Origin of the sequence: Mesorhizobium muleiense (assembly GCF_900099905.1) — a bacterium.
Lineage (GTDB): Bacteria > Pseudomonadota > Alphaproteobacteria > Rhizobiales > Rhizobiaceae > Mesorhizobium > Mesorhizobium muleiense.
The window spans coordinates 262,077-277,628 of the sequence record NZ_FNEE01000005.1; the positions used below are offsets into that span (position 1 = coordinate 262,077).

Annotated in this window: 19 protein-coding genes; 3 read left to right on the top strand and 16 right to left on the bottom strand. The window is 62.6% G+C overall.

Annotation, left to right across the window (positions count from 1 at the left end; genetic code table 11):
* Nucleotides 1–15: 15 nt before the first annotated feature.
* The 5 genes from tolB to ybgC all read right to left on the bottom strand — a co-directional run bounded on the left by tolB (nucleotide 16) and on the right by ybgC (nucleotide 4,497).
* Nucleotides 16–1,299, bottom strand: a complete 1,284-nt coding sequence (tolB, locus tag BLT09_RS12605; RefSeq protein WP_236473501.1) for a Tol-Pal system beta propeller repeat protein TolB — start codon at nucleotides 1,297–1,299, stop codon at nucleotides 16–18.
* A gap of 87 nt (nucleotides 1,300–1,386) precedes the next feature.
* The gene (locus BLT09_RS12610; RefSeq protein ID WP_091593411.1) at nucleotides 1,387–2,544 is read right to left on the bottom strand and encodes an energy transducer TonB family protein; all 1,158 of its coding nucleotides are present in this window, start codon (nucleotides 2,542–2,544) and stop codon (nucleotides 1,387–1,389) included.
* A 7-nt stretch (nucleotides 2,545–2,551) separates the two neighbouring features.
* Nucleotides 2,552–3,010, bottom strand: coding sequence for a protein TolR (gene tolR / locus BLT09_RS12615; protein ID WP_091593413.1), 459 nt, complete (start codon nucleotides 3,008–3,010; stop codon nucleotides 2,552–2,554).
* Between the two features lie 9 nt (nucleotides 3,011–3,019).
* Nucleotides 3,020–3,730 (bottom strand): protein TolQ, encoded by a 711-nt coding sequence (tolQ, locus tag BLT09_RS12620; protein ID WP_091593415.1) that lies wholly within the window; start codon nucleotides 3,728–3,730, stop codon nucleotides 3,020–3,022.
* 293 nt (nucleotides 3,731–4,023) lie between these two features.
* Nucleotides 4,024–4,497 (bottom strand): tol-pal system-associated acyl-CoA thioesterase, encoded by a 474-nt coding sequence (gene ybgC / locus BLT09_RS12625; RefSeq protein WP_091593417.1) that lies wholly within the window; start codon nucleotides 4,495–4,497, stop codon nucleotides 4,024–4,026.
* 126 nt (nucleotides 4,498–4,623) lie between these two features.
* On the opposite strand from ybgC, the gene BLT09_RS12630 reads away from it, so the two are divergent.
* A complete protein-coding gene (locus tag BLT09_RS12630; protein ID WP_091593555.1) occupies nucleotides 4,624–5,874 on the top strand; it encodes a glycoside hydrolase family 5 protein in 1,251 nt (416 codons plus the stop codon).
* Here the strand turns inward: BLT09_RS12630 and BLT09_RS12635 are convergent.
* The 6 genes from BLT09_RS12635 to BLT09_RS35795 form a co-directional block, all read right to left on the bottom strand.
* Entirely contained in the window at nucleotides 5,868–6,782 is a 915-nt protein-coding gene (locus BLT09_RS12635) for a metallophosphoesterase (protein WP_091593418.1), read from the bottom strand. The genes BLT09_RS12630 and BLT09_RS12635 overlap by 7 nt on opposite strands.
* 125 nt (nucleotides 6,783–6,907) lie before the next feature.
* On the bottom strand, nucleotides 6,908–7,945 hold the full coding sequence (ruvB, locus tag BLT09_RS12640; RefSeq protein ID WP_027152903.1) for a Holliday junction branch migration DNA helicase RuvB: 1,038 nt from the start codon (nucleotides 7,943–7,945) through the stop codon (nucleotides 6,908–6,910).
* Complete coding sequence (locus tag BLT09_RS12645) at nucleotides 7,945–8,220, bottom strand: AbrB/MazE/SpoVT family DNA-binding domain-containing protein (protein ID WP_091593420.1); 276 nt, start codon at nucleotides 8,218–8,220, stop codon at nucleotides 7,945–7,947. The genes ruvB and BLT09_RS12645 overlap by 1 nt, the downstream gene beginning before the upstream one ends.
* A 41-nt stretch (nucleotides 8,221–8,261) precedes the next feature.
* Nucleotides 8,262–8,882 (bottom strand): Holliday junction branch migration protein RuvA, encoded by a 621-nt coding sequence (gene ruvA, locus BLT09_RS12650; protein ID WP_091593422.1) that lies wholly within the window; start codon nucleotides 8,880–8,882, stop codon nucleotides 8,262–8,264.
* Between the two features lie 10 nt (nucleotides 8,883–8,892).
* Nucleotides 8,893–9,402 carry a crossover junction endodeoxyribonuclease RuvC gene (gene ruvC / locus BLT09_RS12655; protein WP_091593423.1) on the bottom strand — a complete coding sequence of 170 codons (510 nt, stop codon included), beginning with the start codon at nucleotides 9,400–9,402 and terminating at the stop codon, nucleotides 8,893–8,895.
* Nucleotides 9,403–9,411: 9 nt separating this feature from the next.
* Nucleotides 9,412–9,795, bottom strand: coding sequence for a LysR substrate-binding domain-containing protein (locus tag BLT09_RS35795; RefSeq protein WP_413468412.1), 384 nt, complete (start codon nucleotides 9,793–9,795; stop codon nucleotides 9,412–9,414).
* Between the two features lie 289 nt (nucleotides 9,796–10,084).
* Here BLT09_RS35795 and BLT09_RS12665 point away from each other — a divergent pair, with 289 nt between their 5' ends.
* Nucleotides 10,085–10,372 carry a hypothetical protein gene (locus tag BLT09_RS12665; protein ID WP_091593425.1) on the top strand — a complete coding sequence of 96 codons (288 nt, stop codon included), beginning with the start codon at nucleotides 10,085–10,087 and terminating at the stop codon, nucleotides 10,370–10,372.
* A 247-nt stretch (nucleotides 10,373–10,619) separates the two neighbouring features.
* Here the strand turns inward: BLT09_RS12665 and BLT09_RS12670 are convergent, their stop codons facing one another.
* The 5 genes from BLT09_RS12670 to BLT09_RS12690 all read right to left on the bottom strand — a co-directional run bounded on the left by BLT09_RS12670 (nucleotide 10,620) and on the right by BLT09_RS12690 (nucleotide 14,366).
* A complete protein-coding gene (locus BLT09_RS12670; RefSeq protein ID WP_091593427.1) occupies nucleotides 10,620–10,970 on the bottom strand; it encodes a DUF2200 domain-containing protein in 351 nt (116 codons plus the stop codon).
* Nucleotides 10,971–11,380: 410 nt separating this feature from the next.
* The gene (rcdA, locus tag BLT09_RS12675; protein ID WP_091593429.1) at nucleotides 11,381–11,911 is read right to left on the bottom strand and encodes a protease adaptor protein RcdA; all 531 of its coding nucleotides are present in this window, start codon (nucleotides 11,909–11,911) and stop codon (nucleotides 11,381–11,383) included.
* A 401-nt stretch (nucleotides 11,912–12,312) separates the two neighbouring features.
* Nucleotides 12,313–12,717, bottom strand: a complete 405-nt coding sequence (locus BLT09_RS12680; RefSeq protein WP_091593430.1) for a hypothetical protein — start codon at nucleotides 12,715–12,717, stop codon at nucleotides 12,313–12,315.
* 308 nt (nucleotides 12,718–13,025) lie between these two features.
* A complete protein-coding gene (locus BLT09_RS12685; protein ID WP_091593433.1) occupies nucleotides 13,026–13,796 on the bottom strand; it encodes a sulfite exporter TauE/SafE family protein in 771 nt (256 codons plus the stop codon).
* A 111-nt stretch (nucleotides 13,797–13,907) separates the two neighbouring features.
* Complete coding sequence (locus BLT09_RS12690) at nucleotides 13,908–14,366, bottom strand: Lrp/AsnC family transcriptional regulator (RefSeq protein ID WP_091593435.1); 459 nt, start codon at nucleotides 14,364–14,366, stop codon at nucleotides 13,908–13,910.
* Between the two features lie 134 nt (nucleotides 14,367–14,500).
* Here BLT09_RS12690 and BLT09_RS12695 point away from each other — a divergent pair, with 134 nt between their 5' ends.
* The gene (locus BLT09_RS12695; protein WP_091593437.1) at nucleotides 14,501–15,430 is read left to right on the top strand and encodes a DMT family transporter; all 930 of its coding nucleotides are present in this window, start codon (nucleotides 14,501–14,503) and stop codon (nucleotides 15,428–15,430) included.
* Nucleotides 15,431–15,552 lie beyond the last annotated feature (122 nt).

Below are 15,552 nucleotides of genomic sequence, written 5' to 3' on the forward strand. Positions count from 1 at the left end.
AATTCCCCTTCCTGCCTATTCCAGCAGCGGCGACCAGGCCGGGTCCGAAGCGAAATTCGAGGTCGGGATCGACTGTTCGTTGCGGCCGGTAAGATCGACCGAAACGAGTTTCGGGCCGCCGGCAGAATCGCGGAAGAACATCAGCACCCGGCCGTTGGGCGCCCAGGTCGGCCCCTCCTGCTGGAAGCCGGTTGAAAGGATGCGCTCGCCCGAACCGTCGACGCGCATGACGCCGATCTGGAACTCGCCGGCAGTCTGCTTGGTGAAGGCGATGAGATCGCCACGCGGCGACCATACCGGCGTCGAATAGACGCCGTCGCCGAAGGAGATGCGGGTCTGGCCAGAACCGTCGGCGCCCATCACATAGATCTGCGCGCGGCCGCCGCGGTCGGAGGTGAACACCACTTTGCTGCCATCCGGCGAATAGGACGGCGAGGTGTCGATGGCCGTCGAGTTGGTGAGCCTGGTCGTCGAGCGGCTTCTCAAATCCATGGCGAAGATGTTGGAATTGCCGTCGTCGCGCAGCAAGCTCATGATCACCTTCTGGCCGTCGGGCGAGAACCGCGGCGCAAAGGTCATGCCGGGAAAGTCGCCGACCAGTTCGCGCTGCCCGGTCTCGATCTGCAGCAGATAGACCTTCGGCTGGCCGCTTTCATAGGACATGTAGGTGATTTCCTGCCGGTTTGGCGAGAAACGCGGGGTCAGCACGATCGACCTGCCGTCCGATAGGTAGCGGATATTGGCGCCGTCCTGGTCCATGATGGCGAGGCGCTTCTTTCGCGCGTTCTTTGCGCCCGATTCGTCGATGAAGACGACGCGCGTGTCGAAATAGCCCTTCTCGCCGGTCAGCCGCTCATAGATGGCGTCGGCGATGATGTGGGCGACGCGCCTCGTGTTGGCGTCGTTGGCGAAGAACTGCTCGCCCGACATCTGCTGGCCGGCAAAGGTGTCCCACAACCGGTACTGGGCACGGACGCGGCCATCGGCCTCCTTGCTGACGCTGCCGGTGACCAGCGCCTGGGCGTTGATCACCTTCCAGTCCTCGAAGCGAGGCGCGGCATCCGGGTTCGAGATTTTTTCGATGAAGGCGCTCTTGTCGATCGGCGCGAACAGGCCGGAGCGTTTCAGGTCTGCGCTGACGATGCCGGAAATCTCCGCGCCCAACGCATCGCCGCCCTGGAAATCGGTGATGGCGATCGGCAACGGCTCGACATTGCCTTTGTTGACGTTGAGCTCAACGAGCGCCCGCGCCGGCAAGGTGGCGGCGGCAGTCATGCCCAGCGCCATCGCTACGATCATCAGGAGCGGCTTGAGGATGGATTTCATGTCTTCTCGCTTCTCTTCAATGATTCTACGGGTCTTCAATGATTCTACGGGGCGCCAAGCCTACAGGCCCAGCATCTCCCTCGGATCGAACGTGACCCGGACGTCGGCCCAGATGTCTTGTTTGCCTGCGGGAACCTGCAGGCCGGCCACATCGCATTTCTGAACAGCGCGCACGGCACTCTCGTCGAACGGGCGGTTGCCGCTCGACTGTTCGACAGATGGCCGCCCGTCCAGCTTGCCGGAGGCGTCGAGGTTGAACCGGACGACAACGATAAAATTCTCCGAACCCTCGAGCCCTACCGGCAGGGTCCAGCAGCCACCAAGCTGGGCCTCCAACGCACCCTGCTCCGATCTCGAAAGCTTCTGGCCCTGATTCTTGTCCCCGCCGAGCGATGCTTGCTGGGTCGAGCGCTTGGCGCCGCCGCCTGACGGCTTGCGCTTGTCGAGCAGCGCCGAAATCTCGTCGGCGTTGAACTGCTTGTCTTCCGATTTCGGCTTGGACGAGGCTTCCTTGACCGGCTTGTCGGCGTCCTTGCGCTCGGGCGCCTTGGCGCTTTCGGCCTGGGCCGGCTGCGGCTTCGGCCGCGCCTGGGGGGCGGGCGCCGAGTCCGGAAGCTGCGTCTCCTCGGTTGGCGGCTCCTTGGCAATCGCTTCGGCGACGGCATCCGGCTTGACCTCAGGCTTCGGGTCGATGGCGGCGGTCTTGTCCTGCGGCGGCGTCGGCGCCGGTTCCCTGGCCGGTGTCGGTTTTGGCTCCGCCTGCTTGACCGGCTCGGGCGTGACCTCTTCCTTCGGCTGCGGCACCGGTGCGACCTCGGTCGCCGGGACAGGCTTGGGCTGCTCCTTCGGCTTCGGCACGTCCTCGGGCTTCGGCTTTTCTTTCGGCGTCGGCGCGGGCGGCGGCGCCTCAGCCTTGTCGACCGGCTGGGGCTTGGGATCCGGCGTCGGCGGCTTGTCGGTATCGACGCTGTTGTCGCCCACCGTCTGCGCGTCGGCCACGATGTCGGGACGCTGGGTCGGCAATGGCGCCGGCTTTTCGCTCACCGCAGCTTTCTTGTCGCCTTTCTGTATCTGCGCGATCGCTTCCATCGGCACGATCTCGACCGCCAGGGACTCGGCATCGGACGCCGGCAACGCCGCCGGCGCCGACAGCGTGAACAGGCCGAAGCCGATCGCGACCGCATGCAAGATCACCGATGTGGTGAGGCCGGTTCTCATTTAGCGTCTACTGATCCTGTTCCTGCAACGAGACCAGGCCGATGTTCTTGTAGCCGGCGGCCGAGATACGGGCCATCACCCTCATTGCCGTGCCATAGTCGGTGGACTTGTCGCCGCGGATGAAGATGCGCTCGTCATAGCCGGTCTTCGAAATCGCCTGCAGCTTCGCCACCAGTTCCTCAACCGGGATTTCAGTCTCCTGGAGATAGATCTGGCCGGCAGAGTTGATGGAGACGGTGATCGGCTGCGTGTCGACATTCATCGCCTTGGCCTGCGTGTCCGGCAGGTCGATCGGCACGCCGACCGTCAGCAAGGGCGCGGCGACCATGAAGATGATCAACAGCACCAGCATCACGTCGACCATCGGCGTGACGTTGATTTCCGATATCATGGCGTGATGGCGGCCGCGCCGCCTGTGGCCGCGACCACCGCGTCCCCCGCCACCCGCGCCTACAGACATTCCCATGATTGTTCCTCAGGCCTTCTGCGCGACTTTTTCATCGATTTGGCGCGAGAGTATGGCGGAGAACTCGTCCGCGAACCCTTCCATGCGCACGGCGATCTTGCTCGCGTCCGACGACAGCTTGTTGTAGGCGATGACGGCGGGGATAGCCGCCAGCAGGCCTATTGCCGTGGCCAGCAGCGCCTCGGCAATGCCGGGCGCGACCACCGACAGGCTGGTGTTCTTCGATGCCGCGATCGCCTGGAACGAGGTCATGATGCCGATCACGGTGCCGAACAGGCCGATGAACGGCGCTGCCGAGCCGGTGGTGGCGAGAAAGCCAAGCCGTCCTTCCAGTTTTTCCATTTCGCGGGTCAGCGCCAGGTCCATCGCCTTGTCGATGCGGGTCTGCAGGCCAAGCGGCGATTTCGCCCCCTTCTCGAAACTCTTCTTCCATTCGCGCATGGCGGCGACGAAGATGGCGCCCATGCCTGACGTCTTGCGGTCGGCGAGCGTGCGGTAGAGCTCTTCCAGCGACTGCCCGGACCAGAACACCTGTTCGAAGCGATTGAGCGCGAGCCGCATGCGGCCATAGGCGACGAGCTTGTCGACGATGATCGCCCAGGTCCAGATCGAGGCGCAGAGCAGCCCGATCATGACCAGCTTGACCACCCAGCCGGCCTGCGTGAACAGCGCCCAAATCGACAAATGCGCGCCCGGTTCGGCGAGTGCGATATTTTCCATGGTTACGTCCTTAAGAATTTTCCGGGCACGGCTGGCGGCTGGCCCATAGGCATCCCTTGTAATCCGTTCGCGCAAAGCTTGCGGAATAACCCCAAAATGCACCGTAGGCGGCCTTTTCAGGGCAAATCTTGGTGAAAGGAAGGCGCTGGATTCCTCCAATCTTCACCACTCTCTTCATGAACCGTTATGGTTAAGGATGGGTTAGGACGCACAGCGCGGCGCATTGCCGCGCCTTGGGCGAGCCACCTGGCATCGTCAGCGGATCATTGGGATCGGTAGCTTGCCGATTTGAACTACCGATTTGTCTTGGGCATGAAGGTTGCGATCCATTTCTTCGGAAAGCGCCTTGGCCGGCCGTTCTCGCCGATGATCGCCGCCTCGACGCGCGCCTCGACCAGCACCTTGCCGCCGCGCTTCAGCTGCTGAGCCATGAAGATGCGGGCGCCCGAAATGTCCTCGGTGCGCGTCTCGATGGTCAAGACATCGTCCATGCGGGCGGAGCCGCGAAAGTCGATCTCCATGCGCCGCACCACCCAGATTATTCTTTCGCCGTGCTTGCCGTCGGCAAGCTCGGTGTGGTGGACGCCGGCAAGCCTGAGATAATCGGAACGGCCGCGCTCGAAGAATTCGAGATAGCGCGCGTGATAGACGACGCCGGAGAAATCGGTGTCGGCATAGTAGACCCGCGCCATCAGCCGGTGGCCGAATTCGGTCAGCGCGCCGGAAAGCCCGGCGCAGAGCGCCGCCGATTCACCATGATCGTCCATCGCGCTTTCCTTTTTTGGCCTGGCCGGGCACCTAAAGCGCGACGCGGTTCAGGTTCCGGGCGCGTCGTTGTCGCAAAACCGCTGCACAGTTTTGGGCGACACGCATTAACTTGGCGCATGAAACCGATGGCACTGTTGACGGCGATGATCAAGACCTCGATGGCGGCGCTGCTTGTGCTGGCCGCGCTGGTGCCGCCGGGCCAGGCGGCGAGCTTTATGATGAAGCGCGGCCTCAATCTCGACCAGTGGACGACATGGCCGGGCGAGGACAAATGGGGCGACCGCCGGGCAATCCTGCCCTATCCGGAATGGCGCAAATTCCTCAACGACGACGACCTCAAGGCACTGAAGAGCGCCGGCTTCGATTTCCTGCGCATGCCCGTCGATCCGTCGCCGTTTCTGTCCGGCGAGACGCTGGCGCTGCGCGACGAGCTCTATGCCAGCGTGCTGGCCTCGGTGCGCATGATCAATCGCGCCGGCTTGAAGGTGATCGTCGACATGCACCTGATCCCTAGCGGCAGCAGCCGCAAGATCGGCATGGGAGAGGTGATGGACGATCCACAAATGTTCGACGCCTATGTCGAAATGGTGCGCAAGATGGCGCGCACGCTGGCCGATGAGGATCCGCGCCAAGTCGCTTTCGAGCCGATGAACGAGCCGGTCATCGACTGCGACGCCGACGGCACCGGCCTGTGGCCGGAGCGCCAGCAGAAACTGTTCGCGGCGGCGCGTTCGTCAGCCACCAGGCTCACCCTGATCCTGACCGGCGCCTGCTATTCCAATGCTGTATCGCTGGCAAAGATCGATCCGAAGGCGATCCCCGACGACAACATCATCTGGACCTTTCACTCCTACGACCCGTTCCTGCTGACCCATCAGGGCGCGACCTGGGCCGGCGACTTCATCCCCTATGTGACCGGCCTGCCCTATCCGCTCAGCGCCGTCCCGCGCGCCCAGCTGGATGCTGCGCTCGATACGATCCGCGCACGGATCAAGGCCGAGGCGCCATGGGCGCGCCAGAGCGGCCTGCTTGCCTATCTCGACGAGCAGGTCGCCAGCCTGGACACGGACGAGGAGCTGCGCGAGACGATGGAGGCGCCGTTCACCAGGGTCGAGGCCTGGGCAAAGGCCAACGGCATCAAACCGGAGAACATCACGCTCGGCGAATTCGGCATGATCCGCCAGGAATACGGCAATCGCTACGTGATGCCGGCCGAATACCGTGCCGCTTATGTCAGGGACATGATCGCGCGCGCCGAAGCCCATGGCTTCGCATGGTCGGTCTGGAGCCATGGCGGCGCCTTCGGCATCGTCGACGCTTTCGATGGCGACAAGGCCGAGCCGGATGTGATGGATGCGATCAGGTCACTTCATTGAAGCGCCGAACCCAATTCGATCGAGAGAATCTCTGGGCGCATCCCGAAACGCACCGGCAGGATGCTGAAACCGAGACCTCCGGAGACGATCAGGTTGCGGTTCTCCTCCACGACATGGCCATTGGCAAAACGGTTGCCGAAGCGGGATGGCACGACCGGAGAATAGCCGAGCAACCGCACCTGTCCGCCATGGGTATGACCCGAAAGAGTCAACGATACCCGTGATGGGACCTTCGGAAAAATGTCCGGCTCATGTGCCAGCAGGATAACAGGAGCCTTGTCGCTCACCTTTGCCAGCGTGCCGTGCAGGTCGTCCAGTCCTGTGAACCTGCTGCGGCCCCAAGCCTTGCCCGGCCGCAGCGCAAGTTGGTCCGCAAGTCCGGCGACCCAGAAGCCATGCCCGTCTTTTTCCAGGCGCACCACATCGTTTTCCAGGACCGGTATGCCGGCGCTCTCGAGCGCCCGGCGCGCCACCGTCGGCCCCAACCCGGCCTTCTGCGCGGAAAGGTCCTCCCACCAGTCGTGATTGCCAAGGATTGACCACACCCCGAGTGGCGCCTTCAGGCCTGACAATGCCGGCGCCCATTCGGAGGCATCCACCCAGTCCGTAACCAGGCGTGTGCCGGCCGCATAGTCGCCAAGCAGGACAATCAGATCCGGCTGCAGGCTGTTCGCCCGTTCGGCAAGCGACCTGATCCGCTCCGGCGTCATCCATGGCCGACAGGCATGAATATCGGCGAGAGCGACGACGCGAAGCCGCAATCCTGCAGGCCAGTTTGGCGGGGCCACTGAATAGCGCTTTACATGCGTCAGCAACATCGGCTCGAGGCCAACCGCATAAGCACTGAGCGACACGGCCGATAGGAAGGAACCGCCGATGAGGCGCAGGAAGCCGCGTCTGGTGATCATTGCTCAACCCCGTCATTCGCGGAACCGACGGTCCCCACAGCGAAGCGTTAGAGCCGGCAAATGCGCCGGCAAGCTGACCAGGATTAGGAGATTTTGCGCAGGAATGGAGCCGCAAGGCCGCGCGGCTACTCTTCCTGGAACAGGCTGATCTGCTGCTGCGCAAGGTCCTTCGGCGCATCGAGGCCGAGATGCCGCCAGGCATTGGCAGTCAGCACGCGGCCGCGCGGCGTGCGCTGAATAAAACCCTGCTGGATCAGATAGGGCTCGATGATGTCCTCGATGGCGTCGCGCGGCTCGGAAAGCCCTGCCGCGATGGTCTCGATGCCGACCGGGCCGCCGCCAAAATTCCGCGCGATCATCGAGAGATAGCGGCGGTCGAGCGCGTCGAGGCCGAGCGCATCGACCTCGAGCCGCGTCAGTGCCTCGTCGGCGATCTGCCGGTCGACGTGACCGTCGCCGGCGACCGAGGCAAAATCGCGCACGCGGCGCAACAGCCGGCCGGCGATGCGCGGCGTGCCGCGCGCGCGTCTTGCGATCTCCAGCGCGCCATCGTCGCCGAGCGGCATGGCAAGGATGCGGGCGCCGCGCCGCACGATCTGTTCCAGTTCCTCGACCGAGTAGAAATTGAGGCGGACCGGAATGCCGAAACGGTCGCGCAGCGGATTGGTCAATAGGCCGAGCCGCGTGGTGGCGGCGACCAGGGTGAAGCGGGCAAGATCGATCTTGACCGAACGCGCCGCCGGCCCTTCGCCGATGATCAGGTCGAGCTGGAAATCCTCCATCGCCGGATAGAGGATTTCCTCGACCGCCGGGTTGAGCCGGTGGATCTCGTCGATGAACAGCACGTCGCGGTCTTCGAGATTGGTGAGCAGGGCTGCGAGATCGCCGGCCTTGGCGATGACCGGGCCGGAGGTCGAGCGGAAATTGACGCCGAGCTCACGTGCCATGATCTGCGCCAGCGTCGTCTTGCCGAGGCCGGGCGGGCCGACGAACAGCACATGGTCGAGCGCCTCGCTGCGGCCCTTGGCGGCCTCGATGAACACTTTGAGATTGGCCCGCACCGCCGCCTGGCCGACAAAATCGCCGAGCGTCTGCGGACGCAAGGTCTGCTCGGCGTCCTCGCCGCGCTTGTCGGGAGCAATGAGGCGTGGCGAAAGGCTCATCAGGCGCGCCCACTTCCATCGCGATCGCCGGCGGCGTGGCGACCGACGGCATCCCCTAGCGCGGCGTCGATTTCCTCCAGCGTGGCAGGCCCGCCGGGCGGATTGCCCAGAAATCCGGCAAGGTCGGCAAATCTAAGATTGCGCGGCGTTCCTATCAGAAGACCGTCCATGACCGTCCACGCAACCGTATCGCCCGCCTTGAGCGACAACGCGTCCCGGACTTTCTTTGGAATCGTAAGCTGCCCCCTGGAGGTCAAGCCCGCATATCTGCCCATGCTCTTGTTCCTAGTCGGAATTTATTTCTCGGGCAACGGTCTCACCGCGCCAGTTCCTTCAGCCCGAAGCGGATCAGCTTCGACGCATCCGCATCCTCGCCGGCGTTTTTCAGCGCCGCCGCCACCGCATTGGCGGCGGTATCGCGCGAATAGCCGAGATTGACCAGCGCTGAAACGGCGTCACTGATCGGCGCCGGCGCGACGCCTTCGCCAAGCTCCTGCTTCAAGCCGATGGTGCCGGAGGCAGCGCCCGCAAAGGCCGGCGCCTTGTTCTTCAGTTCGGTGACGATGCGCTCGGCCACCTTCTTGCCGACGCCGGGCGCGCGGCTGACCATGGCAATATCACGCAGCGCGATGGCATTGGCGAGATCGGCCGGCGCCAGCGTCGAGAGAATAGCCAGCGCCACCTTGGCGCCGACGCCCTGCACATTGCTCATCAGCAGCCGGAACCATTCGCGCTCCAGAACCGACTGGAAACCGTACAGCCTCAACATGTCTTCGCGGACATAGGTCTCGATGAACAGCACCACCGCCTCGCCGGGGGCCGGCAAGGCGGCCAGCGTGCGCGTCGAGCAGTGGGCGACATAGCCGACGCCGTGCACGTCGACGATGCAGAAATCCTCGTCGATCTCGTCCAGCGTGCCTTTTAGCTTGCCGATCATGTGTGGTCCTTCATGCCAGCGCCGCCAACCTGTAGACAACGCTCTGCCGGTGATGCGCGTGGCAGACGGCAATGGCCAGCGCGTCGGCGGCATCGTCGGTGTCGAACGTCGCCTTCGGCATCAGCACCTTGACCATCATGTGGATCTGCTTCTTGTCGCCATGGCCGACGCCGATCACCGCCTTCTTGACGGCGTTGGGCGCATATTCGGCAACGACCAGGCCGGCCAGCGCCGGCACCAGCATGGCGATGCCGCGCGCCTGGCCGAGCTTCAGGGTCGCGGCCGCATCCTTGTTGACGAATGTCTGCTCGACCGCCGCCTCGTGCGGCATGGCGGCGTGCAGGATCTCGGCAAGCCCGTCATGCAACTGGCAAAGCCGTGTCGCCAGCGCCGCCTTGTCGTCTGAACGCACGGTGCCGGAGGCGACGAAGCGCAGCGAGTTGCCGAGGCTTTCGACGATGCCCCAGCCGGTGCGCCTCAGCCCCGGATCGATGCCGATGATGCGAATCGTTTCCCCCATCCGCCAAGTCTACCCGTGGCGGACAGCGATGCCAGCGAAATGTGAACAAACCAGAAACGATTCCGCTGCGTCCCACAGGCTGTTTGAGAATTCGTTCTGACGAGACAGACGGCGTGGTTTGCGAGAACCGAAGCGGAGCGGACATTTGGGTCCGTGAGCCGCGCGTAGATCCCCTCGCTTCAATTCCGATGTCGTAGCGTCGACGATGACCTTGAACGCGGGAAGATTTTGACGACGGCTCGGATAGTAGAGGAAATAGCCTTCAAAAAGCGGCAACCAATCGTCCAGAAGCTGAACCAGCTTGCCACGTGCGATGTGCTGCTCGACGATGTTCTCCGGGACGTAGGCGATGCCGTATCCACTGGCCGCCGCGCGGACACTCTGGCCGGGCAGGCCAGATGCTTATCATCACGAGCGGTCAGGGCTGGGTGCAGGAAGAGGGCAGAACCAGCTAGCGCCGAGCAGCAGACGCGCTCGGCCGAAGAGTCTGGCACCTGTCGGTGATCGGTCGGGCCCAAGCCAATTTCCTGCGCTCCACTTTACTGCAAGACGGTCAAATTTGAGCTTTCGCATTCATGTTTTGTCGAGCGTATCTCTTAGAGTCGCCTAAACCTTCTGCGCCGTAAGCTGTAACCGTGCTGAATCGCCGTCAGCGCCGATGACGACGAAATAGGAGAACGCAATGCCTCGCAATCACGTTGAACGTCTTGAAGAGTTCAGGGAAATCCTGGTCGCGACTCGACGCGAAGGAGTCCGTAACGTGCACCATACCCGCGACGCAATGCGGGCAAGCGGCTTTCAGATCGGGGACGGCGATGGCTCCAGCTACGGAGCCAAGCTAAAGGAGCTCCAAGAGGAAATCGAGGCAGTCGATCGCGCCCTCGAAGACGAGAAACGGCTGGCCTTGGCCCTTGAAAGGGCGGCTCAACCCCGCCGACCAATCAAGCCGAGAATCGTAAAGGGAACATAGAGTCGGCGACGGCCCTTGCTGCCCGTCGCGTGGATATGCCTGCGACATCGTGTCGGGCTCGTCGCCGCCGTGCTACCGAGCCGTGAACGTCATCCGTCGCCATCAAACGGGGCGGCCGAAGCCGCCCTGTGTCGATGTCGAATTTCGTTGTGTCCATCGTTGTCGATGCCGTCGCTACCCTCGCCAACAGCGTTCTTCAGGTATCCGATCTGAAACGGATCGCGGTCGATGCGATCGTGCGATCGCGTCATTTCCGCAAGATCTTCTCCATCGCCTTGCCCCTGGCAAGCTCGTCGATCAGCTTGTCGAGGTAGCGGATTTCCTTCATCAGCGGGTCTTCGATGTCTTCCACCCGGACACCGCAGATCACCCCCGTGATCAAATTCCGAGAAGGATTCAGTTGAGGCGCCTGATCAAAGAAATCCTTCAGGCTGGTTTTCTTCCTCAGCTGGGTGTCCAGCCGCTTCTGGGTGTAGCCCGTCAGCCAGCGGATGATCTCATCGACCTCGGCTTTGGTGCGTCCTTTCTTTTCCGCCTTGGCGACATAGTGCGGATAGACGCTGGCAAAGCTCATGGAATAGATTCGATGCTCGGTCATTGCACCCCCTTATGCGGGCTGGACCAGAGGTTTGAAACAGCGCCGCAGATGTCGATGCTGTCCGCGTCAATTCTACCCGTGCTCGTCGCCTCGGCAATGCTTTGATCGCGTCGATCGCATCCTGCGACGAGTGGATCCGGACGTCGTTATTGATCTTGCCTTCAACGGATGACCGGTTGCGCTACTCGGGCACAGGTTTGGCTATCCTACCGGGCAATGCAAGATCTAGTGCCTGTCTAGCCTGCCACTGGGCAGTATGGGGACTAGTGAGCGCATAAATGGCGCGTTTGCGCAATTATGCTCGAAACCAGCCCGGCGGCTTGCGGCCCCATTTCGGCCCAAACACGATTTGAGGATTGGCCCACAAAAGGACGCTCCTGGCGCTTAGCGGAGAATTATCGAGCAGTCTCTCAGCCGCGGGCGAAAGCCGTGTTGAGCAGCGTGATCTGATCGGAAACCGGATTGATGCGGCGGCCGGATGGAGCGGCCTCGGCCACGGCGCCGCCGTAGATTTCCTCGTCCATGCGACGCACCAGCGCCTGCAGGCGCAGCGAGCGGTCGATGAGGTCAAGAAAATCCTTGGGCAGTTCGACCCAGCCTGCGGCATCGTTGTTGGCGGAAGCGGTATCGAGACGCACCTTGGATTTTTCGGAAGCAACCTGATCGCGAGTCATCTCGCCGGAATTCGCGGCGCGCTGCAGAAGCAGCCATGAGGCGACCTGCATCAGCCTCGTGGTCAGTCGCATCGACTCGGCCGCATAGAGCGTCGCCGCCAGCCTGGACAGTTTCTTCGCCTCGGCCCGGCCCTTGCCGTCCAGATATTCGGCCGCCTGCTCGACCAGGCCCATGCCTTCCTGGTAGAGCGGCTTGAAGGATTGGGAGAAAACCCGGCGCTCCGCCAGCTTGATGGTTTTCGCGCTTCCCATCGAAGGATCGTTCATCGATACGCCCTGCACTTGCCTTACAGCCGGCCGAATCGGCGTCATCGCCGTCACGCCTGCACCCTATATGACCGAGGCTTGAAAATGCGCTTCGCCGCCGGTGAAGGCAAGCACATGTTTAACAAACGGTTAACGGCGGCGCAGCGGCACGGGCGACCGGCAATCCGGATCGCCGAAAAAAAAGAGCCGCGGATAAGGCGGCTCTCAGGAGTTTAACAGGGAGGCGTCAAACAAAGTGGCTCCAACCACTCGGTAAGAATCCAGATCACTGGATGCGCATAGTAAACGCCCGTAAAGCTTAATGAAGCCTTAACAGCGTGGATATTTTTTGAACAAGCGTCGCCCGCCTGTGCCGTAACAGCACAACAACTCCAGGCTTTTTGGGGCCTAGACCTTTGGACTCAGGCCTTTTGCGTCTCGGCATGCCGCTCTGCCTTCCACACCACCGGCAGCGCGATATAGGCGAACAGCAGCAGCCCCGCGTAAAAGCCCATCGAGGATGTTGCCACCAGCGGCTCGATCGCCGGGTTGCCGGCAAGCATGATGTAAAGGCCGATCAACAGGCCGGTGCCACTGATTGCCGTCAACCAGAAATGCACGGTGGCAAGCGTCTTTTCCGCGACTGCCGGAAACAGATGGTAGAAGAAGGCGAACACCGCCGACATCAGCCATCCGGCCACCATGATGTGGGCGTGGGTTGGCATCTGCGCATGATCTTTGCTGATCGCCATCTGCAGGCCGAGCGCCATTCCGACCAGTGCGTAGACAACGGCCAGCGTGAAGAAGTTTCGTGCTACCTTTTGCATTGTGTGCCCCGATTTGCCTTTTCCCGTCATGGGAATGGGTTGAGATCAGGCGGTCGCCCCGCCACCGGGTCCCCGGCATCGGCGCATTAGCATCGGCAATGTTTCTGGACGATGTCGCATCGCGCCCGACCCTTCCCCGGCGCTGCCACAATAGCCGAAAACGGCGGGACGCGCTTGCGCAATCCTCGAGCGGTTCCCTTCCGGCCGTGTCTCACAGGACGCCGAACAAAGCCGTCTCCCGCGCAACATCGTTCCGAAACAACGCTGCTGACGGCTCGGCTGCCGGCGGCTTCCAACCGGCTGGCAATCTAGAAAAGGCCGGCGGTCCCGTCCCACAGGAGCTTGACCGCGACGACCGCTACGGTCGCATAGGTGAAGGGGTAGAACAGTTCCGGTCGCATCCGCCGCACCAGCCAGGCGCCGGCGATGGTCGAGAGCGGCGCCAGCGGTACCAGAACCGCCGATGCGATCAGGTTGGTGGTGTCGAACTGTCCGAGCGCAAAATAGGGGATGAGCTTCAACGCGTTGGTGGCAGCAAAGAAGATTGCGGCAGTGCCCGACAGCACTTTCGGATCGAGCCGGATCGGCAGCGCATAGACCTGAAACGGCGGGCCGCCGACATGGGCGACGAAGCTGGTGAAGCCGGCGACCGTCCCCCAGAAGGCGGCAGCCGCGCGGTTGGGCTCGGCTGAGTGGCGCGCACCGTGCCGCATTTGTAGATAGACCCAGCGAAGCACGAAGATGATTGCCACGGCGCCGACGATCAGCCGCACCATTTCCGCTGTCACCAGCGCCGCGGTCAGCCAGCCGAGGCCGATGCCGATCACCGCGCCCGGCATCATGTCCGCAAGCATCTTGCGGTCGTAGACACCCCGCCATGTCCACACCGAGACGATGTCCATCAGGCACAGTATGGGCAGCAGGATGGCGGCTGCCTGTACCGGCGGCATGGCCAGTGCCATCAGCGGCACGCCGACGAATCCGACCGCACCGCCAAAGCCGCCTTTGGACAGACCGACCAGGATGACGGCTGGAATGGCGGCGGCATAGAACCAGGGATCGAGTAGCAAGCCTGACATCGTCGGGGAGCAGTTGGAGGGAAAGCGTGCAGACGCTGGAATAGCCGATAAACCTTCGCGCCGCGACTGCAAATGCGCACACGACGCTGTGGTCGTTCGTGCTGAGGCCTGTCACGGTTTTGAGGAGGCAGTTGCGCCGAGTGGCGGCGGGCGCCTGCGGATCGGCTGCGCCTTGATGATGGCTGTGCTCGTTTCGGCCTTGTCGGCGATACGGTCGAGAAGCTTGTCGAGGTCGCCGATCGAGCGCACGAACAGCCGGGCAACAAAGCAGTCGTCGCCCGTCACCTTGTCGCATTCGCCAAACTCCGGAATCTCCTCGATCAGCTTCTGGACAATATGCAGCTTGCCCGGCAAGGGCCGGATGCGAACGATCGCCTGCAAGGTGTAGCCGAGCGCTTGGGGATCGATTTCGACGGTGAAGGCCCTGATAACGCCACGATCCTCCAGCCGACGCAGGCGTTCCGCGACACTCGGCGATGACAGTCCTACCTGCTGGGCCAGTTCCTTCAATGAGGTTCGCGAATCCTTGATCAGACTTTCGAGAAGGCGTCGGTCCAGATCGTCCAGCATTTGACATTCCCAAGGAAAAGGCCATCTTCACCTTATTTAATTAGGCATAACGGGCATATCACCCGGCGCAAATTATTGAAAGCGCTGATGTGGCATGGGATTATCAACCATCAGCGTTTCGAGAGGCAATATTCATGGACAGCACGGTGCGTGGCACGGTCGAAATGACGGCCGCAATGGTGATCCTCGGCACGATCGGATGGTTCGTCGTCATGTCGGGCGAGCCCATCATGGACGTCGTCTTCTGGCGCTGCGCCTTCGGCGCTATAACGCTGCTGATCATCTGCGCTGCCCTGGGGCTGCTGCGCGGCACGCTGTCACTGCGCATCGTGGCGATTGCGGCCCTTGGCGGCGCGGCCATCGTCATCAACTGGCTGCTGCTGTTCAGCTCGTTTTCCCGCGCCTCGATCTCGATCGCCACGGCTGTTTACAACACGCAGCCCTTCATGCTGGTCGGCTTTGGCGCGCTCTTCTTCTCAGAGCGGCTGACCCTGACAAAGCTGGCCTGGCTTGGCATCGCCTTCGCCGGCATGCTGCTGATCGTGCAAGGCTCGCCTGATGCCGGCTCCGATGCAGGCCCCAATACAGGCAATGTCGGCACGGATTATTTTATCGGCATCGCGATGGCGCTGGGTGCGGCTTTCTTCTGGGCCGTCGCCGCCATCGTCACCAAGAAGCTCAAAGGCACGTCGCCGCACCTGATCGCCCTCATCCAGGTCTGCGTCGGCGTCGTCATCCTGGCACCCTTCGCCAACCTTTCCCACCTTCCCGCCGACGTGTGGAGCTGGAGCATGCTGGCGACGCTTGGCGTCGTCCATACCGGCCTGATGTACATCCTGATGTACGGCGCCATTCAGAAACTGCCAACCTATCTGCAGGGGTCGCTGTCCTTCATCTACCCTGTGGTCGCGATCCTGGTCGATGTCGTCGCCTTCGGCCACCGGCTGCATCCGGCCCAGATGGTCGGCGGCGCCGCCATCCTGGTCGCCGCCGCCGGCATGAATCTTGGCTGGACGCTGTGGAAATCGAAAACCCCAGCCGAGAGCACCCAGGCAATCAAGTGAGGCAACAACGTCGCCGTGCGACAATCATGCGCCAATGGTCCTGGCCGCCCGCCTGTTCAAGGCCGGCACTTTGCTCTATGCCGCAATGCAACCATCTTCGCCCGGCATAGGCGAAAACCGGG